18 protein-coding genes and 1 pseudogene are annotated in these 21615 nt (G+C 71.6%); 14 read left to right on the top strand and 5 right to left on the bottom strand.

The window, feature by feature from the left end; translation table 11 throughout:
• Window positions 1-56: 56 nt before the first annotated feature.
• The 8 genes and pseudogenes from kdpF to I5Q34_RS30635 all read left to right on the top strand — a co-directional run bounded on the left by kdpF (window position 57) and on the right by I5Q34_RS30635 (window position 7216).
• On the top strand, window positions 57-146 hold the full coding sequence (gene kdpF, locus I5Q34_RS35640; protein WP_199895710.1) for a K(+)-transporting ATPase subunit F: 90 nt from the start codon (window positions 57-59) through the stop codon (window positions 144-146).
• Window positions 146-1810 (top strand): potassium-transporting ATPase subunit KdpA, encoded by a 1665-nt coding sequence (gene kdpA, locus I5Q34_RS30665; protein ID WP_199895709.1) that lies wholly within the window; start codon window positions 146-148, stop codon window positions 1808-1810. The genes kdpF and kdpA overlap by 1 nt, the downstream gene beginning before the upstream one ends.
• Window positions 1810-3456: pseudogene (gene kdpB / locus I5Q34_RS30660) on the top strand (potassium-transporting ATPase subunit KdpB); the annotation flags it as partial. The gene kdpA and the pseudogene kdpB, both read left to right, overlap by 1 nt.
• Window positions 3423-3722 (top strand): potassium-transporting ATPase subunit C, encoded by a 300-nt coding sequence (locus tag I5Q34_RS30655; RefSeq protein WP_307811769.1) that lies wholly within the window; start codon window positions 3423-3425, stop codon window positions 3720-3722. The pseudogene kdpB and the gene I5Q34_RS30655, both read left to right, overlap by 34 nt.
• Window positions 3723-4018: 296 nt before the next feature.
• Window positions 4019-4354 carry a hypothetical protein gene (locus tag I5Q34_RS30650; protein WP_199895708.1) on the top strand — a complete coding sequence of 112 codons (336 nt, stop codon included), beginning with the start codon at window positions 4019-4021 and terminating at the stop codon, window positions 4352-4354.
• A complete protein-coding gene (locus I5Q34_RS30645; RefSeq protein ID WP_199895707.1) occupies window positions 4351-5202 on the top strand; it encodes a DUF692 domain-containing protein in 852 nt (283 codons plus the stop codon). The genes I5Q34_RS30650 and I5Q34_RS30645 overlap by 4 nt, the downstream gene beginning before the upstream one ends.
• Window positions 5195-5857: a DNA-binding domain-containing protein gene (locus I5Q34_RS30640; protein ID WP_199895706.1), complete on the top strand. Its 663-nt coding sequence runs from the start codon at window positions 5195-5197 to the stop codon at window positions 5855-5857. The genes I5Q34_RS30645 and I5Q34_RS30640 overlap by 8 nt, the downstream gene beginning before the upstream one ends.
• A 24-nt stretch (window positions 5858-5881) precedes the next feature.
• Window positions 5882-7216, top strand: a complete 1335-nt coding sequence (locus tag I5Q34_RS30635) for a ferritin-like protein (RefSeq protein WP_199895705.1) — start codon at window positions 5882-5884, stop codon at window positions 7214-7216.
• A gap of 60 nt (window positions 7217-7276) precedes the next feature.
• On the opposite strand, the gene I5Q34_RS30630 is transcribed toward I5Q34_RS30635, so the two are convergent.
• Entirely contained in the window at window positions 7277-8542 is a 1266-nt protein-coding gene (locus I5Q34_RS30630; protein WP_199895704.1) for a phosphatidylserine decarboxylase family protein, read from the bottom strand.
• Between the two features lie 317 nt (window positions 8543-8859).
• Between I5Q34_RS30630 and I5Q34_RS30625 the strand changes: the two genes are divergently transcribed.
• From I5Q34_RS30625 to I5Q34_RS30605, 5 genes are all read left to right on the top strand, one after another.
• Window positions 8860-10155 carry a phosphatidylserine decarboxylase family protein gene (locus I5Q34_RS30625; RefSeq protein ID WP_199895703.1) on the top strand — a complete coding sequence of 432 codons (1296 nt, stop codon included), beginning with the start codon at window positions 8860-8862 and terminating at the stop codon, window positions 10153-10155.
• A gap of 220 nt (window positions 10156-10375) precedes the next feature.
• A complete protein-coding gene (locus I5Q34_RS30620) occupies window positions 10376-12928 on the top strand; it encodes a sensor histidine kinase KdpD (protein ID WP_199895702.1) in 2553 nt (850 codons plus the stop codon).
• A 139-nt stretch (window positions 12929-13067) separates the two neighbouring features.
• Complete coding sequence (locus I5Q34_RS30615) at window positions 13068-13757, top strand: response regulator (RefSeq protein WP_199895701.1); 690 nt, start codon at window positions 13068-13070, stop codon at window positions 13755-13757.
• Window positions 13758-13915: 158 nt separating this feature from the next.
• Window positions 13916-14314 (top strand): OB-fold nucleic acid binding domain-containing protein, encoded by a 399-nt coding sequence (locus I5Q34_RS30610; protein ID WP_199895700.1) that lies wholly within the window; start codon window positions 13916-13918, stop codon window positions 14312-14314.
• Between the two features lie 3 nt (window positions 14315-14317).
• Window positions 14318-15049, top strand: coding sequence for a DUF3159 domain-containing protein (locus I5Q34_RS30605; protein ID WP_374193074.1), 732 nt, complete (start codon window positions 14318-14320; stop codon window positions 15047-15049).
• 60 nt (window positions 15050-15109) lie between these two features.
• On the opposite strand, the gene I5Q34_RS30600 is transcribed toward I5Q34_RS30605, so the two are convergent.
• Both I5Q34_RS30600 and I5Q34_RS30595 read right to left on the bottom strand, forming a co-directional pair.
• Window positions 15110-15787 carry a TrkA family potassium uptake protein gene (locus tag I5Q34_RS30600; protein WP_199895699.1) on the bottom strand — a complete coding sequence of 226 codons (678 nt, stop codon included), beginning with the start codon at window positions 15785-15787 and terminating at the stop codon, window positions 15110-15112.
• Entirely contained in the window at window positions 15787-16455 is a 669-nt protein-coding gene (locus I5Q34_RS30595) for a TrkA family potassium uptake protein (protein WP_199895698.1), read from the bottom strand. Before I5Q34_RS30595 ends, I5Q34_RS30600 begins: the two co-directional genes overlap by 1 nt.
• Window positions 16456-16902: 447 nt before the next feature.
• On the opposite strand from I5Q34_RS30595, the gene I5Q34_RS30590 reads away from it, so the two are divergent.
• A complete protein-coding gene (locus I5Q34_RS30590; protein ID WP_234429703.1) occupies window positions 16903-18141 on the top strand; it encodes a transposase in 1239 nt (412 codons plus the stop codon).
• Here I5Q34_RS30590 and I5Q34_RS30585 read toward each other — a convergent pair.
• A complete protein-coding gene (locus tag I5Q34_RS30585) occupies window positions 18129-20072 on the bottom strand; it encodes a helix-turn-helix domain-containing protein (protein ID WP_277965592.1) in 1944 nt (647 codons plus the stop codon). The two genes, I5Q34_RS30590 and I5Q34_RS30585, sit on opposite strands and share 13 nt — an antisense overlap.
• A gap of 164 nt (window positions 20073-20236) precedes the next feature.
• Window positions 20237-21370, bottom strand: coding sequence for a transaldolase family protein (locus I5Q34_RS30580; protein WP_199895697.1), 1134 nt, complete (start codon window positions 21368-21370; stop codon window positions 20237-20239).
• Between the last annotated feature and the right edge of the window lie 245 nt (window positions 21371-21615).

The following is a 21615-nucleotide window of genomic DNA, read 5'->3' as shown; positions in this document are numbered from 1 at the left end:
ATCGTCGTCCTCGCGTTCGTCCTCCTCCACTACGCCCTCAAGGGAGTCGAGCGCCTGTGAGCATCGACAACGCCGTCGGGCTGGCCGTGGCCGTGGCCCTCGTCCTGTACCTGGTGTACTGCCTGCTCTTCCCGGAGAGGTTCTGATGGACGCCACCCTCGCGGGCTGGCTGCAGGTGCTGGCCCTGGTGGCCGCGCTCGCCCTGTCCCACCGTCCGCTGGGCGACCACATCGCCCGCTGCCTGACCGCCTCCCGCCATCTGCGCGTCGAGCGGCCGGCCTACCGGGCGGGCGGGGTGAACGCGGAGACCGAGCAGACCTGGGCCGCCTATCTGCGGGCCGTGCTGGCCTTCTCCCTTGTCTCCGTCCTCTTCCTGTACGGCTTCCAGCGGGTGCAGGACCATCTGCTGCTGTCGCTGGGGATGAAGCCGGTCCCCCCGAATCTAGCTTTCAACACCGCGATCTCGTTCGTCACCAACACCAACTGGCAGGCGTACGCGGGCGAGTCGACGATGGGCCACCTGGTGCAGATGGCCGGGCTCGCCGTGCAGAACTTCGTCTCCGCCGCGGTGGGCATCGCGGTCGTCGCCGCCCTCATCCGGGGGTTCACCCGCGAACGGGCCGACCACGTCGGCAACTTCTGGGTGGACCTGACCCGGATCGTGGTACGGGTCCTGCTGCCGCTCGCCTTCGTCTTCGCGCTCGTCCTCGCCGCCGGCGGGGTGATCCAGAACTTCCACGGCTTCCAGGACGTCACCACCGTCTCCGGCGGCCACCAGAGCATCCCGGGCGGGCCGGTGGCCTCGCAGGAGGCGATCAAGGAGCTGGGCACCAACGGCGGCGGCTTCTTCGGCGCCAACTCCGCCCACCCCTTCGAGAATCCGACCGCGTTCACCAACCTGCTGGAGGTCTACCTCCTGCTGGTGGTCTCCGTCTCGCTGCCGCGCGCCTTCGGCACCATGGTCGGCGACCGGCGCCAGGGCTACGCGGTGCTCGCCGTCATGGCGCTGCTGTGGACCGTGTCGGTGATCGGGGTCACCGTCAACGAACTGCAGAGCAATGCCAGTTCGGCGGGGCACGCGGCCGGCGGCATGATGGAGGGCAAGGAACAGCGGCTCGGCGTCTGGGCGTCCGCGCTCTTCGCCGTCTCCACCACGCTCACCTCGTGCGGGGCGGTCGACTCCGCCCACGACTCGTACACCCCGCTCGGCGGCGGACTGCTGATCTTCAACATGATGCTCGGCGAGATCGCCCCCGGCGGCGTGGGCTCCGGCCTGTACGGCATCCTCGTCCTGGCGGTCGTGGCCGTGTTCGTCGCCGGCCTCATGGTCGGCCGCACGCCCGAGTACCTCGGCAAGAAGCTCGGCAGCCGCGAGATGCGGTTCGCCTCGCTCTACCTGCTCACCACCCCCGCCGTCGTCCTGGTGGGCACGGGCCTGGCCATGGCCCTGCCCGGGGAGCGGGCGGCGATGGCCAACGCGGGCCCGCACGGCTTCTCCGAGGTCCTCTACGCCTTCACCTCGGCGGCCAACAACAACGGCTCGGCCTTCGCCGGCCTCGGCTCCGACACCGTCTGGTACAACACGGCCCTCGGCCTGGCGATGCTCTTCGGCCGCTTCCTGCCCATGGTCTTCGTCCTCGCCCTGGCCGGGCGGCTGGCCCGGCAGCGCTCCGTGCCCGTGACCGCCGGCACCCTGCCGACGCACCGGCCGCAGTTCGTCGGCCTGTTGACGGCCGTGATCCTCCTCGTCGTCGGCCTCACCTACTTCCCGTCCCTGGCGCTGGGACCGCTCGCGGAAGGACTGCACTGATGACCAGCACCGCGCCCGCCGCCGGCCCGCCGCACCGGGTCGCCGCCGGCCTGCTCGACACCCGGCAGCTCCTCACCTCCTTCCCCGACGCCCTGCGCAAGCTCGATCCACGCCGGATGGCCCGTCAGCCCGTGATGTTCGTCGTCGAGGTCGGGGCGGTCCTGACCACCCTGTCGGCAGTGCGGAACCCCGGCGCCTTCCCCTGGGTCATCACCGCCTGGCTCTGGCTGACCGTGGTCTTCGCCAATCTCGCCGAGGCGGTGGCGGAGGGCCGGGGCAAGGCCCAGGCCGACACCCTGCGGCGGGCCCGGACGCAGACCACGGCGCGCCGCCTGGCCGACTGGCGGCCCGGCGCGGAGGACGTCCGCGAGGAGGAGGTCCCGGCCGCCGGACTGCGGCCGGGCGACCACGTCCTGGTGGAGGCCGGGCAGGTCATCCCGGGGGACGGGGACGTCGTCGAGGGCATCGCCAGCGTCGACGAGTCGGCGATCACCGGTGAATCCGCGCCGGTGATCCGCGAGTCGGGCGGCGACCGCTCCGCCGTCACCGGCGGTACGAAGGTGCTCTCCGACCGCATCGTCGTCACCATCACCGCCAAGCCCGGCGAGACGTTCATCGACCGGATGATCGCCCTCGTCGAGGGCGCGGCCCGGCAGAAGACGCCCAACGAGATCGCGCTCAACATCCTGCTCGCGTCGCTGACCATCGTCTTCCTGATCGCGGTCGTCACGCTCCAGCCGTTCGCGCTCTACGCCGACGCCGAGCAGAGCATCGTCGTGCTCGTGGCCCTCGTCGTCGCCCTGATCCCGACCACGATCGGCGCGCTGCTGTCCGCGATCGGCATCGCGGGCATGGACCGTCTCGTCCAGCGCAACGTCCTGGCGATGTCCGGCCGCGCGGTCGAGGCCGCGGGCGACGTCAACACCCTGCTCCTCGACAAGACGGGCACCATCACGCTCGGCAACCGGGAGGCCGCCGAGTTCCTGCCCGTGACCGGGGTCGGCGCCGGGGAACTCGCCGAGGCCGCGCAGCTGTCCTCGCTCGCCGACGAGACGCCCGAGGGACGGTCCGTGGTGGTCCTCGCCAAGCGGCGGCACGCGCTGCGGGCCCGCGGCGCGGGCGAGCTGGAGCGGGCGACGTTCGTGCCGTTCACCGCGCAGACGCGGATGAGCGGGGTGGACGTGGACGGGCGGCACATCCGCAAGGGCGCGGCCGGCGCCGTCGCGCAGTGGGTGACCGACGGCGGCGGGACCGTGTCCGAGGAGGTCCACGAGACCGTCGCCCGGGTCTCGCGCGGCGGCGGCACCCCGCTGGTGGTCGCCGTCCGGGACGACCGCGGCGCCCGGGTGCTGGGCGTGGTCCACCTCAAGGACGTGGTCAAGGAGGGCATGCAGGAGCGGTTCGCGGAACTGCGGCGGATGGGCATCCGGACAGTGATGATCACGGGCGACAACGAGCTGACGGCCCGGTCCATCGCCCAGGAGGCCGGGGTCGACGACTTCCTGGCGGAGGCCACGCCCGAGGACAAGATGGCGCTCATCAAGCGCGAGCAGGCCGGCGGCAAGCTCGTCGCGATGACCGGCGACGGCACAACCTGGCCGCCGACAGCCGGGTGCTGCTGGACAGCGTCAAGCAGCGCCGCGCGGACGTCGCCGCCTTCAACGGGGTCTCCCCGTCGGACATCCCCGCGGACGCCCTCACCGCCTCCGCCTCCGGCGTCGACCCGCACATCTCCCCCCAGTACGCACAGCTCCAGGCCAAGCGGGTGGCCAAGGCCAACAGCCTGCCGGCCACCAGGGTCGAGCAGTTGGTCAAGGACCACACCGACGGCCGGCTGCTGGGCTTCATGGGCGAGGAACGCGTCAACGTGCTCAAGCTCAACATCGCACTCAAGGAGCTCGCCGGGAAGTAACCGAGACATCCGGCACCGGCGCCCGTCCCGACCCGGGGCGGGCGCTGGCCTGTTCCTTGCGGGGCGACGCCTCTGGCCGGTTCGCTCCCTCCCTTCGTCCCGGTACGCCCTGGCATGGTGTGGCCTTCGTCCTCGTCACCGAACGGAGAGGAACGGACATCATGACGGAAATCCCCCGGGAAGGTCCGTGTCCGGACGTGTCCCCGTCACCCGTCCCGCAGGAGAACCCGAAGGAACTGCACGTCTGCATGGGGCTCAACTCCTGTGCAGGGATGGACGCGTCCGGCCGGGCCCCGATGGCGGGCACGGGCACCTGCGCCACCGTCTTCCACGTCTGCCACGGCGAGGGGGCCTGCCGGGGCCAGGGCGGCTGCGGGTACGCGGGCACCGACTACGAGCAGTTCCACCCCGGTGAGCAGGACTGCCGCTACAACGGCAGCTGCGCCAGCCCGATCAACGAGAGCCGGGTCTTCTCCGCCGGCCCGCTCAAGGGCAAGAGCGTCTGGAAGCAGGCCCGGAGGCTGTTCGAGGCGCGGATGTACGCGGCGGGCAAGGCGTTCGGTCCCTCGCCGGGGGAGGGCATCCCGGACAAGCGGATGCCGCACTACGACTACATGCGGCAGCCGCTGTGAGTGCGGCCCGGCTCGGTCTGCCCCACCTGGGGTTCGGGGTGGGGCTGCGGTCCGCGCACCTGCCCTATGTCCGCCAGTACCGGCCGCCGGTGGGGTTCTTCGAGATCATCTCGGAGAACTTCCTCGGCAACCGGGGCGGCCGGCGGAGGGCGCTCGACGAGATCGCCGAGCGGTATCCCGTGATCCCGCACGGGGTGTCGCTGTCGATCGGCAGCACCGACCCCCTCGACCTCGGCTATCTGCGCCGGCTGAAGAGGCTCGCCGACGACCTCGACGCGCCCTGGGTCTCCGACCACGTCTGCTGGACGGGCGTGCTGGGCGTGCACACCCACGACCTGCTGCCGCTGCCGTTCACCGAGGAGACGCTGGCCCATGTGGTGGCCCGGATCCGCGTCGTGCAGAACGAGCTGGAACGGCCGCTGATCCTGGAGAACCCCAGCAGTTACGTCGAGTTCCACGCGTCCACCCTCACCGAGTGGGAGTTCCTGGCCGGGATGGCCGAGGAGGCGGACTGCGGGCTGCTGCTCGACGTCAACAACGTCCACGTCTCGGCGTTCAACCACGACTTCGACGCCGAGGCGTACCTGCGGGCGCTCCCGCACGAGCGCATCGTGCAGATGCACCTCGCCGGGCACACGGACCACGGCACCCACCTCATCGACACCCATGACGCGCCGGTCGCCGAACCGGTGTGGGAGCTGTACCGGCTCGCCACCGAACTGACCGGCGGGGTCTCGACGTTGCTGGAGCGGGACGAGAACCTGCCGCCCTTCCCCGAGCTGCTGGCCGAGCTGAACCGGGCCCGGGCGATCGCCGTCGCGCCCGCGGCCGGGGGTGCCCATGGCTGACGCCCCTTCCCTTGCGGCGGTGCAGCGCTGGATGCAGGAGGCCCTCCTCGACCCGTCCGGCCTCGACCCGTCCGGCGCGGAACCGGACGCGATGGTCACCGCGTCCCGCCGGCTGTCCGCCCGCGAGCGCCTGTTCGTCTACCAACGCGGCTACCGGCTGCGGCTGCTGGAGTGCATGCGCTCACTGCACCCGGGGTCGGTGCGGCTGCTGGGGCAGGAGATCTTCGACGGGTTCGCGCTGGACTACCTGGCCGCGCATCCGTCCCGGTCGCCCCTGCTGGCCGGGCTGAGCGACGGCTTCGCGGACCACCTGGCGCGCACCCGGCCGGATGCCGCGCCCGGCGCGGAACGCGAGCCCTGGATCGACCTGTTGATCGACCTCGTCCGCTTCGAGCGGGCCTTCGTCGAGGTGCTGGACGGGCCGGGGCCGGAGGACGGTGCCGGGCCCGCGCCGCCGGCCCGGCTGCTGCGGGCCTGTGCGCCCGTCCACGCCTACCTGGCGGCCGTCCACCGGGGCGAGGAGCCCGAACCGCCCGCGCTGGGGCCTGTGTTCCTCGCGCTGCGGCGCCGTGACTACGCGGTGGTCACCCGGGAGCTGAGCGGGGCGGCGTACGAGCGCCTGCTCGGAGCCCGTGCAACCCCTCTTGCTCGATAGCCCCTTCACACCGGAGGTTTGCCGATGACCGGGAACCCTTGCCCCGACGCGGACCCGTGCCCTCCGGGGCCGGCGCCCGCCATCACCACCCTGGAAGATCTGACCCAGCACCTCGTCGCCGCCGCGAAGGTGGAGCTCTCCACGATCCCGCTCTACCTCTACGCGACCTACTCGATCAAGACCAAGGGCTATTCGCAGTGGGCGGCCGGGAAATCGGCCCAGAACACCATGATCGGCGTCGCGATCGAGGAGATGCTCCACCTGACGCTGGTGCGCAATCTGCTGGTGGCGATCGGGAGCGGGGACGCGATCCGCCTGTACTCGACGGATTTCACGGACCCGTACCCCAAACGCATGCTGCAGCGGTGTCCCTGCCTGCCGCTCCACCTGCGCCGCGTCTCGAAGGACCAGATCGGGACGTTCATGCAGATCGAATGGCCCGAGGACAGGACGCACGAACTCCTCGCGGACGTCCACCCGTACCACACGCTCGGCGAGTTCTACGCGCGCATCGAGAAGGGCCTCGAATGGCTCAGCTCCGGTGAGGCCAAGGAGCACATCGACTGGGACAAGGCCAAGAGGGAGTTGTGGAAGTTCCAGTACCACCGCGGTTACTGGAACGCCAACGGCGGTTCGGACACCCCTCTGATCATCGTGGACAAGGACTCCGCGATCGAGGCGATGAAGGTCATCGTGGACCAGGGGGAAGGCGCCGGGACGGACGGCCTCCTGCCCGACCCGATCGTCCGCGACGACGACTATCCGCCCGAGGACATCGGCAAGTTCCAGGCCTCGCACTTCACCAAGTTCGAGGAGATCCAGAAGGGTCTCAACGGCATCGGCGTCGTCTGCGACGACAACGGCAAGCAGAAGTTCACCATCGACGACTCCGAGGTCATCTGGCCGCTGCTGGACGACCCGGCCCTCGACAAGCTGGTGAAGGACCGGCCCGTGTACAAGCTGACGGAGTTCTCGAACGCCGTCTACTGCTACGTCCTGGCGCTGCTCGACGCGATCTACGCGAGGCCCATGACGCCGTACACGGACGACGCGCCGTTCCACGAGAGCGAGCGGTACGGGCTCGAACGGGGCTTCGTCGCGGTGATGCAGGGGATTGTGTACCCGGTGGCCGATCTCCTCGTCCGGACGCCGCTCACCCAGGAGGACATGCGCGATGTGTGCCCGCCCGATCCTCTGCACGCGGGCCCGCCGTTCGAGCACTACCAGTTCGTGACGAAGAACCCCAAGGGCGAACTCGTCGCTCTCTGCAACAATCTGCTGGCGGACTACCCGGAGCTGGGCGGTGACGACGGGGTGCAGCGGCAGATCTCGCTGCTGCCGGACATCACGCTTCCGTAGCGCGGGGACGAAAGGCGGCGCCCTCCCTTCCGGGAGGACGCCGCCTTCATGCGCGGTCGGCTACTTGGCCCGGGCGATGGAGGAGTTGACGAAGACGAGGGCGCCATCGTCGGTGACGATGTCCTTGTCGCCGGGCGGAACGGTGAAGTCGACCTTGCCCCGCTCGAACACCAGGCACATGCTCGACCCGCCGTAACTGAACTTGCCGATCTCGTCGCCGCGCGCGACCCGGTCGTTCACGCCGACCCCGATCTCGACCGAGGAGATTTCGGTGATGCCTACGGGGACGACACAGACCTTGCCGATGTCCGGGTTCTCGCTCCGGATGACCACGATGCCGCGGGTGTTGACGTTCGCCTGGTAGCCCTGCGAGAGCGTACCGGCGCTCTTGTCCACCACGGGATCGTACAGCTCGCTGAACATCAGGCCGGGGACCTTCTCGACGTACTCGACGACGCCGTCCACGGGTGCGTGCCACCGGTGGTAGTCGGCTCCCGAGAGGAAAATCTGGATGACGTCGCCGTGGTCGAAGATGTTCTTGTCCGGGTACGCGCCGAGTATTTTCTCGAGCGAGTACGGCTGGGCCTTGAGGGTGATCGTCGCGTCCATCCGGGCATCCGGGTAGACCCTGACCACCGATCCGTCGGTGGGTGAGACGACGGCCTTCGGGTCGCGCTGGGCGGCGTTGGGCCGGAATTCCGGTTTGATCGCCCGGTGGAAGAATTCGTTGTAGGAGGCGAACCCTCCGTAGGGCTCATCGGTGTTGATCTGGAACTCGTAGAGCTTGAACTGCTCGTAGGCGGCCTGGCCCAGCCAGCCGTCCGGTTCGGTCGTGAGGACGGAGCGGCTCGCCGGACTGTCCAGGAAGTCGCACCATTCCTTCAGGATGGCACGCAAGGCGTCGTTGAAGTTCTGCCTGCAGAAGAGGTCCCAGCCGGACCCGACCGCCATCATGTAACGGAACAGGGCCGACATCGGGAAGAATATCTGGTTCTCCTGGACCCGCGTGTACGGCGGCGCGATCAGCGTGATGATGTCGAGACCCGTCAGCATCTCGGCGGTGCACTGGATCCCCTGGGGGTGCAGCTCCAGCGCCTCCTGGATCGTCTGCTCCACGAGGTCCGCGAGCTCTTTGTCGTTGTTGAGCATGTCCTCCAGCGCCTGCACCGAAGGCACATGGGGCTCCGTCCGCACCCGGGCCCGGCGCAGCAGATCCGCCTCCCAGGCGTCTGCGGCCTTTCGATTGCGCGGCAGGTAGCCGGCGGCCCGGCCGTACAGGTTCTGGTACCGCGCCTCGATCTCTTCCTCGGCCATGGGCTTGGTCATGGAAATGTCTCCCTCGATCGGCTCTCATCGTGCGGAAACGAAGTCCGACCGTATCCCCAGTGCCGCAGTGGGCGCAGGAGTCCAATTCAGGCCATATGTGTGCCGCGTTGGAGTGGATTCAACATTCAGGAGTTCGAAGAGAAGCGGCCATTATCCGAGGGCGGCGGAGCGGCGCGCGCCGCAAATCGACGGCCCTTTGGCCGGATTGCTCCTGGTGGCCGCAAAGCCCTCGCGGCCAAGCTGTGCCCCGCACTGGATCAACTCCCTTCGCCAGCCCCGGGAATTCCCGGAAAACGAGCCCTGAGGAGAACGCGGACGTGACCGCTGTCCTGAGCACAGAGGAACTGCACGCGCGCTACCAGACCACCTTCGGCCGGGCCGGCGGCTATCTGCCGCGCAACCCCGACGCCATCGACGAATGGCACCGGAACCTCACCCAGCGGGCGGCGGACGCCAAGGAGGAGTTCGTCAAGCCCGTCAAGGACCTCGCCGAGATGCTGTACTCCGACGGGATCGTCCGGATGTACGTGACGCAGATGATCAACGAGATTCCGGAGCGGCACCGGCACGTCACGTCCATCGACGACCTGCTCCAGAAGCTCAACATCATCGTCCGCACCGCGCCGGCCTACGACCCGGACCCCACCAAGCACATCTTCCTGCCGATGTCCGCGCTCTTCGCATATCTGCGGCTGACCAAGGCCGGTTCGGTCGTCTTCCGCAACCAGCGGTTCGGCAACGCGCTCCAGGCGATCCTCCAGGACTGGTGTCGCTTCCTCGACAGCCCTGAGAGCCGCTACGTGCTCAGCACCCGGGAGAACGGCTGGTTCTCGCAGTCGGCCGCCGAGCTGAACAAGCTCTACGAGTACGAGTGCTGGGACCGCCGGGACGAGCCCCACTGGGGCTTCGACTCCTTCAACGCGTTCTTCCACCGTCACATCAAGCTGGACGAGTTCCGCCCGCTCGCCGGCGCGGACGACCCCTCGGTCATCACGGCCCCGAACGACGGCACGGTCTACAACATGCAGCGCGACGTGCCGCGCAGCGCCGACTTCTGGATCAAGGGGCACTACTACTCGCTGGAGAACATGCTGCACGGGCAGCAGTGCAAGGACGAGTACGTCGGCCGGTTCGTCGGTGGCGACGTCTATCAGGGGTTCCTCTCGGTCAACAGCTACCACCGCTGGCACGTGCCGGTGAGCGGGACGATCAAGCACCTGGAGGTCGTCCCCGGCCTGATGTTCAGCCACGCCGAGGACGAGAGCCCCGACCCGACGACCTGGACCCACTCCCAGGCGTACCAGTCCAACGTCAACACCCGCGGGCTGGCGTTCATCGAGACCGGTGAGGAACTGGGCAACCGCATGGTGTGCGCCGTGATCATCGGCATGGACGAGGTCTCCTCCGTCCAGTGGAAGCCGGGCCTCGCCGTGGGCAGCGAGGTCCGGAAGGGCGACGAGCTCGGCTTCTTCAGCTACGGCGGCTCCAGCATGGCCCTGGTCTTCGAGCCGGGCATCATCGGCGACTTCACCGTCCCGGAGAACAACCCGGACAAGCACCCCGACGACGGCCCGGCCGTCTTCGTGCGGCAGCAGATCGCCCGCGCGGTCTAGACCCGTCCGTACCCGGTACGTACGCCCCTTCCGCCCGAAGGGGCGTACGTGCTGGTCACGAACCCTCCGCAGGCGTCAGAGCTGCGTCAATACCTGACGGAAGCCCGCTCCCCGCCCGATTTGTCCCGACCGTCCGCCGTAAAGTCGACCTGCGGCAGTGCAGCACTCAGGACGGAGAACCGCCCCGGTCACCGCCGCTCACGTGAAAGACAATGGGGCCATGGGACGCGGCAACCTCCGGATCTATCTCGGCGCGGCACCGGGCGTCGGCAAGACCTACGCCATGCTCTCCGAGGCGCACCGCCGTGCGGAGCGCGGCACCGACATCGTCGTGGGCTTCGTGGAACACCACGGGCGCCCGCGCACCGAGGTCATGCTCCACGGGCTGGAGGGGGTGCCCCGCCGCGAGCTCACGTACCGCGACAGCGTGTTCACGGAGATGGACGTGGACGCGGTCCTCGCCCGGCGCCCCAAGGTCGTCCTGGTGGACGAGCTGGCCCACACCAACGTCCCGGGTTCGCGCAACACCAAGCGCTGGCAGGACGTCGAGGAGCTGCTCCAGGCCGGCATCGACGTCATCTCCACCGTCAACATCCAGCACCTCGAATCGCTCGGCGACGTCGTCGAGTCGATAACGGGCGTCCGGCAGCGCGAGACCGTCCCGGACGAGGTGGTGCGCCGGGCCGGCCAGATCGAGCTGGTCGACATGTCGCCGCAGGCCCTGCGCCGGCGCATGGCGCACGGCAACATCTACAAGCCCGACAAGGTCGACGCGGCGCTCTCCAACTACTTCCGTCCCGGCAACCTGACCGCGCTGCGCGAGCTGGCCCTGCTGTGGACCGCCGACCGGGTCGACGAATACCTGCGGCAGTACCGCACCGACCACAGCGTCTCGACCATATGGAACGCCCGCGAGCGCATCGTCGTGGGCCTGACGGGCGGCCCCGAGGGCCGCACTCTCATCCGCCGCGCCGCGCGGATGGCCGCCAAGGGCTCCGGCAGCGAGATCCTCGCCGTCTACATCGCCCGCAGCGACGGGCTGACCTCGGCCTCGCCCAAGGAACTGGCGGTCCAGCGGACCCTCGTCGAGGACCTCGGCGGCACGTTCCACCACGTCATAGGCGACGACGTGCCCGCCTCGCTGCTGGAGTTCGCGCGCGGCGTCAACGCCACCCAGATCGTCCTCGGCTCCAGCCGCCGCAAGACCTGGCAGTACATCTTCGGCCCGGGCGTCGGCCAGACCGTCGCCCGCGACTCCGGGCCCGACCTCGACGTCCACATCGTCACCCACGACGAGGTCGCCAAGGGCCGGGGGCTGCCCGTCGCCCGCGGCGCCCGGCTGGGCCGCGGCCGCATCGTCGCCGGCTGGGCGGCCGGCCTCGTCGGGCCGGCCCTGCTCAGCCTGGTGCTGACGCACGGCTTCCCGGACCTGGGGCTGGCCAACGACATGCTGCTGTACCTGTGCATGACGGTGGCCGCGGCCCTGCTGGGCGGACTGTTCCCCGCCCTGGCCTCGGCGGCCTTCGGCTCGCTGCTGCTCAACTACTTCTTCGTCGAACCCCTCCACCGGCTGACGATCACCAACCCCAAGAACATCGTCGCCATGACGATCTTCGTCTTCGTCGCGGTGTCCGTGGCCTCCGTGGTGGACCTCGCCGCCCGCCGCACCCACCAGGCCGCGCGCCTGCGCGCCGAGTCCGAGATCCTCTCCTTCCTGGCCGGCAGCGTCCTGCGCGGCGACACCAGCCTGGAGACGCTGCTGGAGCGGGTCCGGGAGACCTTCGCCATGGAGTCCGTGGCCCTGCTGGAGCGCGCCAGCGACGTCGATCCGTGGACCTGCGCCGCGAGCGTGGTCACCAGCACCGGCAAGCCGCTGCTGCGGCCCGAGGACGGCGATGTGGACATGCCCGTCGGCGACACCATGGCGCTGGTCCTCGCCGGGCGCGTGCTGCCCGCCGAGGACCGCCGCGTGCTCGCCGCCTTCGCCGCCCAGGCGGCCGTCGTCCTCGACCGCCAGCGGCTGGTCGGCGAGGCCGAGCGGGCCCGGCGGCTGGACGAGGGCAACCGCATCCGCACGGCCCTGCTGGCGGCCGTCAGCCACGACCTGCGCACCCCGCTCGCCGCGATCAAGGCCGCCGTCACCTCGCTGCGCTCCGACGACGTCGCCTGGTCCGAGGAGGACGAGGCGGAGCTGCTGGCCGGCATCGAGGACGGCGCCGACCGGCTCGACCACCTCGTCGGCAATCTGCTGGACATGTCCCGGCTGCAGACCGGCACCGTCACGCCGCTGATCCGCGAGATCGACATCGACGAGGTCGTCCCGATGGCCCTCGGCGGCGTCCCGGAGGGCAGCGTGACCCTGGACATCCCCGAGACGCTGCCCATGGTGGCCGTGGACCCGGGGCTGCTGGAGCGCAGCGTCGCCAACATCGTCGAGAACGCCGTGAAGTACAGCCCGGCGGACACGCCCGTGCACGTCGCGGCCAGCGCGCTGGGCGACCGCGTCGAGGTCCGGGTGGCCGACCGGGGGCCCGGCGTCCCCGACAGCGCCAAGGACCGGATCTTCGAGCCCTTCCAGCGGTACGGCGACGCGCCGCGCGGCGCCGGCGTCGGCCTCGGCCTCGCGGTCGCCCGCGGCTTCGCCGAGGCCATGGGCGGCACGCTCGCGGCGGAGGACACCCCCGGCGGCGGCATGACCATGGTCCTCACCCTGCGGGTGGCGGCGGGCCGCGCGCCCGTCCGCCCCGACCTGCCGGCGCAGGTCACCACGTGAGCCGGGCCTGTGGTTCCGGCCGGGGGGCCGGCCCGCGGCGAAGCCGCTGTGGGGTGCAGTGTCCCCCGGGACAACGCAGTCCCAGTCGATTTCCCGGGCCCCAGGGCGGGGTCCGCTTGAACAGCAGAGGTGGTTCCTCATGAACCGGGTGCTCGTGGTGGATGACGAGCCGCAGATCGTCCGCGCCCTTGTGATCAACCTCAAGGCCCGCAAGTACGAGGTCGACGCCGCCCCCGACGGCGCCACCGCGCTCCAGCTCGCCGCCGCCCGCCACCCCGACGTGGTCATCCTCGACCTGGGCCTGCCGGACATGGACGGGGTCGAGGTCATCAAGGGCCTGCGGGGCTGGACCCGGGTGCCGATCCTCGTCCTCTCCGCCCGGCAGACCTCGGACGAGAAGGTCGAGGCGCTCGACGCGGGCGCCGACGACTACGTCACCAAGCCGTTCGGCATGGACGAGCTGCTGGCCCGGCTGCGGGCCGCGGTCCGCCGGGCCGAGCCCACGGGCGCCTCGGCGGCGGGGGACGACGCGATCGTCGAGACGGCGGTCTTCACTGTCGACCTGGCGGCGAAGAAGGTCAACCGGGGCGGCCGGGACGTCCGCCTCACGCCCACGGAGTGGCACCTGCTGGAGGTGCTGGTGCGCAACACGGGCCGCTTGGTGAGCCAGAAGCAGCTGCTCCAGGAGGTCTGGGGGCCGTCGTACGGCACGGAGACCAACTACCTGCGGGTCTACATGGCCCAGCTGCGCCGCAAGCTGGAACAGGACCCTTCGCATCCGAAGCACTTCATCACGGAGCCGGGGATGGGGTACCGGTTCGAGCTGTGAGCGGGGTCCGGGGGTGCGCCGCCGGGGGGCCGGGGGGCGTCCCCCGGAGGGCGCGGCATCACGGAGCCGGGGAGACGGGGTACCGGTTCGAGCCGTGAAGGCGTCGAGAGCCTGTGCGGGCCGGTGAGGGGGCTCCGGGACCCCGGTACGCTGGATTCATGAGTGCCGTACCCCGTTCCGAGAAGCCTTCCGGCCGGTTCCGCCGGATGCTCGACCGGCTTTCCTCCACACAGGAGGAGCTGCACCACGCCGAGCTGCAGCAGGACACGGAAGCGGTGGGCTGCACCCGGATATGCGACTGCGACGACCGGCAGATCGTCAAGGTGACCGGCACGCTGCGGACCGTGACCCTGCGGCCGCGCGCCGGCGTGCCCGCCCTGGAGGCCGAGCTCTTCGACGGGTCGGCCGCGCTGGACGTCGTGTGGCTGGGGCGCCGTTCCATAGCCGGGATAGAGCCTGGCCGTAAGCTGATCGCCTCCGGCCGGATCTCGATGAGCCGTGGCCGGAGGGTGCTGTTCAACCCCCGATACGAACTCCGACCGCTCGGACAGGAGTAGCCCTTGTCGTCCCTCGACAAGCCGATGGACCACCAGCCCGGCAGACACCGCGACGAAGGTTCGCGGTCCGTCACCGAGGCGGCGCTCTTCGAGGCGTTCGGCGGTGTCCGCGGCATGGTGGAGACCACCGTTCCCGGCCTGGTGTTCGTCGCCGTCTTCACGGTCGGCCGGAACATCCACACGGCCGCCGTCGCCGCCCTGGCCCTGTCGCTGGTCCTCGGCGTCGCCCGGCTGGTGCGCAAGGACACCCTCAAGCACGCCTTCAGCGGGGTCTTCGGTGTGGCCTTCGGCGCCGTGTTCGCGATGATGTCCGGCGACGCCAAGAACTTCTACCTGCCGGGCATGCTCTACACGCTCGGCCTCGCGGTGGGCTACATCGTCTCGTCCATGGCCGGCTATCCGCTGCTCGGCCTGATCCTCGGGCCGGTGTTCAAGGAGAACCTCTCCTGGCGGACCCGCAACCCGGGCCGCAAGAGGGCCTACACCAAGGCCAGTTGGGCCTGGGGGCTGATCCTGCTCGCCAAGTCGGCGGTGCTCTTCCCGCTCTACTGGTGGGGCGACGCCACCCAGCTGGGCTGGGTGAAGGTGGCGCTCGGCATTCCGCCGATGCTGCTCTCGGTCTATCTGACCTGGATCTTCCTGGCCAAGGCCCCGCCTCCGATCGACGTGTTCGCGGAGATGGAGGCCGAGGAGGCCCGCCGCGCGGAGCGCGAGAAGGCCGAGAAGGCCCTCTGAAACCGTCCTACGGAAAAGGCCCCGGGAACCCGGGGCCTTTTCCGTAGGACGGGCGGACCGTCAGTCGGCGTTCTCCTCGCGCCGCACCGACAGCAGGTCCTCCAGCTGCTCCTCCCGCGCCGGGGCCGCGACGAACAGCAGCTCGTCGCCTGCCTCCAGGGCGTCCTCCTTGGCGGGGGTCAGGACGCGGTTGCCGCGGATGATGGTGACCAGGGAGGTGTCCTCGGGCCAGTCCACGTCGCCGACCCGGGTGCCCGCGAGCGCGGCCTCCGGCGGCAGCGTGAGCTCGACCAGGTTCGCGTCGCCCTGGCTGAAGCGCAGCAGGCGCACCAGGTCGCCGACGCTCACGGCCTCCTCGACGAGCGCGGACATCAGGCGCGGGGTGGAGACGGCGACGTCCACGCCCCACGACTCGTTGAACAGCCACTCGTTCTTGGGGTTGTTGACCCGGGCCACGACGCGCGGCACGCCGTACTCCGTCTTGGCCAGCAGCGACACCACGAGGTTGACCTTGTCGTCACCGGTCGCGGCGATGACCACGTTGCAGCGCTGGAGCGCGGCCTCATCGAGCGAGGTGATCTCGCACGCGTCGGCCAGCAGCCACTCGGCCAGCGGCACCCGCTCCACCGAGATGGCGGACGGGGCCTTGTCGATGAGCAGGACCTCGTGCCCGTTCTCCAGCAGCTCGCCGGCGATGGAACGGCCGACGGCACCGGCCCCTGCGATGGCGACTCGCATCAGTGACCGCCTTCCTCGGGGCCCTGCGCGAACGCGGCCTCCACCTTTTCGACCTCGTCGGTGCGCATCATCGCGTGCACCAGGTCGCCTTCCTGAAGCACCGTCGCGGAGGTCGGCAGCATCGCCTCGCCCAGCCGGGTCAGGAACGCGACCCGTACGCCGGTCTCCTCCTGGAGCTTGCTGATCCGGTGCCCTATCCACGCCTCGGAGGCAGGGATCTCGGCCAGCTGGACGCCCCCGGTGGGGTCGCGCCACAGCGGCTCCGCGCCGGACGGCAGCAGCCGGCGCAGCATCTGGTCCGCGGTCCAGCGCACGGTGGCCACCGTCGGGATGCCGAGCCGCTGGTAGACCTCGGCGCGGCGCGGGTCGTAGATGCGCGCCGCCACGTTCTCCACGCCGAACATCTCGCGGGCCACCCGGGCCGCGATGATGTTGGAGTTGTCACCGCTGCTGACCGCGGCGAAGGCGCCCGCCTCCTCGATGCCCGCCTCGCGCAGGGTGTCCTGGTCGAAGCCGACACCGGTCACCCGCCGCCCGCCGAAACCGGAGCCCAGGCGCCGGAAGGCGGTCGGGTCCTGGTCGATCACGGCGACCGTGTGGCCCTGCTGCTCCAGGGTCTGGGCGAGGGCCGAGCCCACTCGCCCGCACCCCATGATCACAATGTGCACGACGCCTGCCCCGTACTCCGGAATTCCGCGTTGACCTGCACCAACACCCTGCTCACTTCTTCCTGCTCAGTTGAGCCAGCCGGCGCTTCGGACGTCCGCTCCCTGCTGCGGCGGCCCGGTGGCACCGATTCGACCGTGTCCACGGGAGTCTCGTTCCCGTCGACGCACGTCACCACGGTAGCCGCAACGTCCCGGGGCCCCACCCCCCGGACCCGCCGTCCGGCCGCACGCCCCGTTCCGCCCGGCTTTTCCCGGGGGTGTGGTGGTCCCGCCACACCCCTCGCGGAGCCGCGCCGGGGCCGCCGGCGGCCCCGCGGGCCCGTCTGGTGGCCGGACCACTCCCCGGCAGGTCAGCCGGGTGCCCCGCGCACCTGGGGCCGGACGGTGGGTGCGGGGGAGGGTGGTGCACGGCCCGATCGGCGTGTGACAACGGAGTGGGGGAGAGCGATGAACGGCACGGCTCTGCACAGAGGAACCGGACGTCGGCGCTCCATGGCGGCGGGTCCGCAGGAGCGGGAGCTGCTGCTCGCCGAGCTGAGCGGGCCGCTGTTCGCCTCGCTGCCGCGCAGCGACCAGCGCCGCCGGGGCGAGGCGTACCTGCGGGGGCTGCTGGCGGCGCGGGGGCGCAAGTCCATCCGCAACATCGCGGCGCTGAGCGGCGGCCCGGCCGCCGAGCAGAGCCTGCACCACTTCGTCTCCAGCTCGACCTGGGACTGGGAGCCGGTGCGCCGGGCGCTCGCCGCGTACACGGCGCGGATCGCGCCGCCGCAGGCCTGGGTGGTGCGGCCCATGGTGATCCCCAAGGCCGGCGACAACTCGGTGGGGGTCGAGCGCCGCTTCTGCCCGGTCCGGGGCCAGGTGATCAACGCCCAGCAGGCCGTGGGCGTCTGGGCGGCCTCCGACGACTTCGCCGTCCCGGTCAACTGGCGGCTGTTCCTCTCCGAGTCCTGGCTCGACGACCCGCTGCGCCGCCGCCAGGCGTCGATCCCCGACTCGGTGCGCGCCGAGACGCTGGGGGAGTGCGCGGTCGAGGCGTACGTCGGGATGATGCGCGACTGGGGCATGCCGGTGCGGCCCGTGGTGATGGACGCCCGGGAGTCGGACGCGCTGGCCGCCCTCCACCGGCTGCGGGCCGCGGGCGTCCCGGTGCTGGCCCGCGTCGGCGGCTCCCTGCGGCTGGCGCCCGCGGAGCCCACCCTGCCGGGGCGCGGCGGCGAGGCGCTGCCCGCCCACCAGATCATGGGCGCCGCCCGCGACCTGCGCCGGCCCGTCCTGTGGCGCGACCACGACGACCGGCGCAGCGTGCGCACCTCGCTGACCGCCGCCGTCCGCGTCGGCCTGCCCGGCCGGCGCACGGCCCCCGGCGGGCCCGCCCGGCGCCGGGACATGCTGCTGCTGGGCCTGGGCGACGGCGCCGGGCGGTGGCCGTCCGAGCTGTGGCTCACCGACCTGCTGAACGTGCCGCCGGCCGCCCTGGTGCGGCTGAGCCGGCTGATGGGGCGGGTGCGCCGGGACTTCACGGAGGTCGCCGACGAGGTCGGCATCCGCGACTTCGCCGGCCGCTCCTTCGGCGGCTGGCACCGGCACACCACGCTGGCCTCGGCCGCGCACGCGGTGCGCGTGCTGACCCGGCCGGAGACGGCCGGGGCCGACGAGGAGGCCGAGTGCCTGGGTCAGGCCTCCTGAGCGCCGTCCCCCGTGGCGCCCGTGTGGTCGAGGACGGCGCGCACCCGGTGCACGCGCAGCGCCAGCTGCACCTCCAGGGCGCGCTCGGGGGCCTGCCACTCGGGGCCCAGCAGTTCGCCGATGCGCTCCAGCCGGCGGGCGACGGTGTTGGGGTGGACGTGCAGCCGCTTGGCCGCGTTCGTCGGGCTGCCGCCCGCCTCGAAGTACGCCTCCAGGGTGCGGGTGAGGTCGGTGAACCGCTGCTCGTCGTAGTCGATGACGGCGCCGATGGAGGAGTGCACGAAGGCCCCGACGTCGTGCCCGTCCGACAGCAGGACGCCGAGGAAGCCCAGGTCGCGCAGGGATCCGGCCTGTCCCGTGGCGCCCAGCGCCGTCATCGCGTCCAGGCAGCGCAGTGCCTCGTGGAACCCGTCGCGGACCGCGGCCGGATCGCCGACCGGGCCCGCCGCGGCCACGGTCACCGGGTGGCCCAGCAGCGGGGACAGCTCGGCGGACACCGCGCGGGCGGCGGCACCCGGGTCGCCGCCGGGCAGCAGGAGCACGGCGTGGCCGTTGTGCATGCTGCGCAGGCCCTTCTGCCGGTAGGCGTACGACGACGCCCACACGGCCGGCTTGCCGTGCGCCTCGCCCTCGGGCCGGGCCACCACGACGACGTGCTCCCGGCGCAGGTCGATGCCCAGCCGGCGGGCGCTCTGCTCCAGTTGGGGGCGCGGCCGCTGGGGGCCGCTCAGCAGGTCGCCGAGGAAGTCGTCGCGGATCTGGCCCTCGGTGATGGCCGTGCGGCTGTTCTCCACCAGGAGCTGGACGGAGACGGCCTGGGCGACGAGCGGCAGCAGCTGCTCGTCCTCCGGGCTCCACGGCCGCTTCGGCCGCAGCACCAGGGTGCCCAGGTGGCCGGTGCCGGCGGCCAGGGGGACGGCCCAGACGCCGTCGCCCAGTTCGGCGGGTCTGCGCGGGGCGAGCGCGCCCAGCCGCGAGAGCGTCGCCGGGTCGGCCGCGCACACCGGTGCCTCGCCCGCCGTCGCGAGGGGGGTGCCGTCGGCGGAGTAGACGCACGCGTGGGCGTCGAGCTCCCGGCGGACCTCGTCGGTCAGGGTGTGCAAGTCTCCGTCGTCCAACACCAGTTCGATAAGCCGGTGGTGGGTCTCGCTCAGCCCGCGCACGTCCCGCAGGCCGGCCTCCACCGTGGTGGTGCGGCGTTCGAGCGCGGCGATCAGCGCGGCGTTCCGCTCGACGAGGCGCACCTGCTCGATGGCCACGCTGGTCAGGTCCGCCAGCGAGCGCAGCAGGGCCACCTCGTCCGGCGCGTAGTGGCGCACCTTGCGCTCGCCCACGTACAGCGAGCCGACCGGCCCGCTGCCGCGCGACAGCGGCACCGCGAGGATGGCGCGGGTGCGCTCGACCCGCACGACGTCGTCCACGGACGGGCTGTGCGGGATGCGCTCGTCGGCGAGGTAGTCGGGCGTCCAGAAGGGCGCCGGGTTCCGCTCCCGGGTCGTGGCCGAGCCCAGCCCGATGCCGGGGTCCAGCCGCAGGCCGATGTTCCGGTCGGTGATGTGGCCGTCCGAGGCGCGGATGATGTGCCGGCCCTCCTCGTCGTCGTAGAGGCCGATCCAGGCCAGGTCGGACGAGAGCAGCACCCGGGCCCGCCGGAGGACGATCTTCAGCAGCGAGTCGAGGTCCCGCGGGACGGCCATGTCGAAGCCGGTCTCGAAGAGGGCCGACAGGTCGGCCAGGCGCTGCTGCTCGTTCTCGGCCCGGGCGCGCACGGACAGCCCCAGCCGCTTGGCCCGCTCCAGGGCGGCCAGCTCCTCGGCCCCCGCGCCGGACCGCCGGGCGTCGTCCACGAGCATCTCGAACTCGTCCGGCGGCGCCCCGCCGTCCAGTAGCTCCAGTACGGCGAACACCCCGGCATCCGACTTCTGCGACACGCGCCCCTCCTTGGTGCTGACCGTGCGTCACCGCACGTCATGAGCCCCAGGCCCCCCGGCCTGTAAGCCCTGATCCCCCTCAGTGGCACCTACTCCACCAAGCGGTCAAGTTATGCGAGGCGTTCAGGTGCCGCAAGGTGGAATCGTGAGGGCTGGGCCACTCGTCAGCGTCCGCCGGCGCCGAGTTGTTCCCGCACCGCCCGCCGCAGTGCCCGCCAGGCGCCGGTGAGCTGCTCCAGCCGGGCCCCCGCGAGCTCGGCCGCGGTGTCCTCGAAGGGCACGCCGAGCCCCTCCACCTCCGCCACCAGGGCGGCCGCCTCGCGGTGACGGCAGGTCAGCGTGTCCCCCTCCGGCCGGGCGCCGGCGGCGGCCGCCGCCAGCGCGGCGGGGGACAGGACGACGCCGGTGCCCCAGGCCACCAGGGTCTCCGCGTGGCGCAGTTCGTCGCGGGCGCCGCCCGCCGGACCGGCGGTCTCCCACAGCGGCCGCGGCGGACGGGCCCCGGCGGCCGAGAGCCGCCGCCAGCAGGCCGTGCCCAGCCGCTCCTCGTAGAGCCGGTAGGCGAGCCGGGCCACGGCCAGCGCCGCCGTGCCGCGCAGCGCGAGCGCGCCGGGCGTGCCGAGGACGGTGAGCCGCTCGTCGACGCCCGCCTCGATCCGGCCCGTCGCCAGCGAGGTGCACACGGGCAGGGCGGCGAGGTCGTGCCCGGCCGTGCGGGCGTCCTCCAGCCCGTCCAGACAGGCGTCGAGGGCCTGCCCGTAGCGGCGCACGGAGAAGATCTCCGTGACGTGGACGCCGATGCCCCGGCCCAGGCAGGCGCGGACCGCGGCCAGGCCCTGGCCGGTGGCCGGGATCTTGACCAGGGCGTTGCTCCGGCGCGCGGCGCGGTGCAGCTCCTCGGCGGCCGCGACGGTGCCCTCGGTGTCGTGGGCCAGGGCGGCGTCCACGTCCATGGACACGCAGCCGTCCGAGCCGTGCCCCGCGTCGAAGGCCGGGCGCAGGACGTCGCACGCGGAGCGCAGGTCGTAGGCGCACAGCGCCAGGACGGCCGTGTCCGGCGCGGCCGGGCGGCGCGCCAGCAGCGACAGCTGCTCCCGGCAGCCGTCGTCCTCCACGGCGTCGGCGGCCAGGCCCTCCGGGCCGAAGGACGCGCCGCGCAGGCCCGCCCCGGTGAGCAGCTCCGGCAGCAGGCCGGAGGTGAGCAGGGAGCGGCGGAGCCCGCCGAGCCAGGGTGCGACGCCCTCGGCGGCCAGGGCGTCCAGACCCCCCGGGGCCGGACCGGCCTTGCTGTCTCCCATGGACGCGTCCCCTTCTCCCACAACACGGAACACCCAACCGCAGCACGCACATTAGGAAGGGAGCGCCCCGGCGTCGAACGGCCCTGCCCTACTTCGTCACATTCGGGGGCCTTCGGGGTCCGGAATCCGGACGTGCTCCGGGAAGCGGCGAGTTGACTGACTGCGGGCCCCGGCTTGGCCGTTCGCACGGTAACCCCTCACCATGTGCCGACACCGCTCGACCGGTTCGACACCTTCGACACCTT

It is taken from the genome of Streptomyces sp. AV19 (assembly GCF_015999245.1).
In the GTDB taxonomy this organism is placed as follows: Bacteria; Actinomycetota; Actinomycetes; order Streptomycetales; family Streptomycetaceae; genus Streptomyces.
This window is presented reverse-complemented; position numbering and strand designations above follow the sequence as displayed.

Coding starts and splice junctions, on each gene's coding strand:
- kdpA (WP_199895709.1), top strand. CDS start 146: ATGGACGCCACCCTCGCGGGCTGGCTGCAGGTGCTGGCCCTGGTGGCC.
- I5Q34_RS30635 (WP_199895705.1), top strand. CDS start 5,882: ATGACCGGGAACCCTTGCCCCGACGCGGACCCGTGCCCTCCGGGGCCG.
- I5Q34_RS30620 (WP_199895702.1), top strand. CDS start 10,376: ATGGGACGCGGCAACCTCCGGATCTATCTCGGCGCGGCACCGGGCGTC.
- I5Q34_RS30580 (WP_199895697.1), bottom strand. CDS start 21,370: ATGGGAGACAGCAAGGCCGGTCCGGCCCCGGGGGGTCTGGACGCCCTG.
- I5Q34_RS30590 (WP_234429703.1), top strand. CDS start 16,903: ATGAACGGCACGGCTCTGCACAGAGGAACCGGACGTCGGCGCTCCATG.
- I5Q34_RS30630 (WP_199895704.1), bottom strand. CDS start 8,542: ATGACCAAGCCCATGGCCGAGGAAGAGATCGAGGCGCGGTACCAGAAC.
- I5Q34_RS30650 (WP_199895708.1), top strand. CDS start 4,019: ATGGCGGGCACGGGCACCTGCGCCACCGTCTTCCACGTCTGCCACGGC.
- I5Q34_RS30640 (WP_199895706.1), top strand. CDS start 5,195: ATGGCTGACGCCCCTTCCCTTGCGGCGGTGCAGCGCTGGATGCAGGAG.
- I5Q34_RS30610 (WP_199895700.1), top strand. CDS start 13,916: ATGAGTGCCGTACCCCGTTCCGAGAAGCCTTCCGGCCGGTTCCGCCGG.
- I5Q34_RS30615 (WP_199895701.1), top strand. CDS start 13,068: ATGAACCGGGTGCTCGTGGTGGATGACGAGCCGCAGATCGTCCGCGCC.
- I5Q34_RS30600 (WP_199895699.1), bottom strand. CDS start 15,787: ATGCGAGTCGCCATCGCAGGGGCCGGTGCCGTCGGCCGTTCCATCGCC.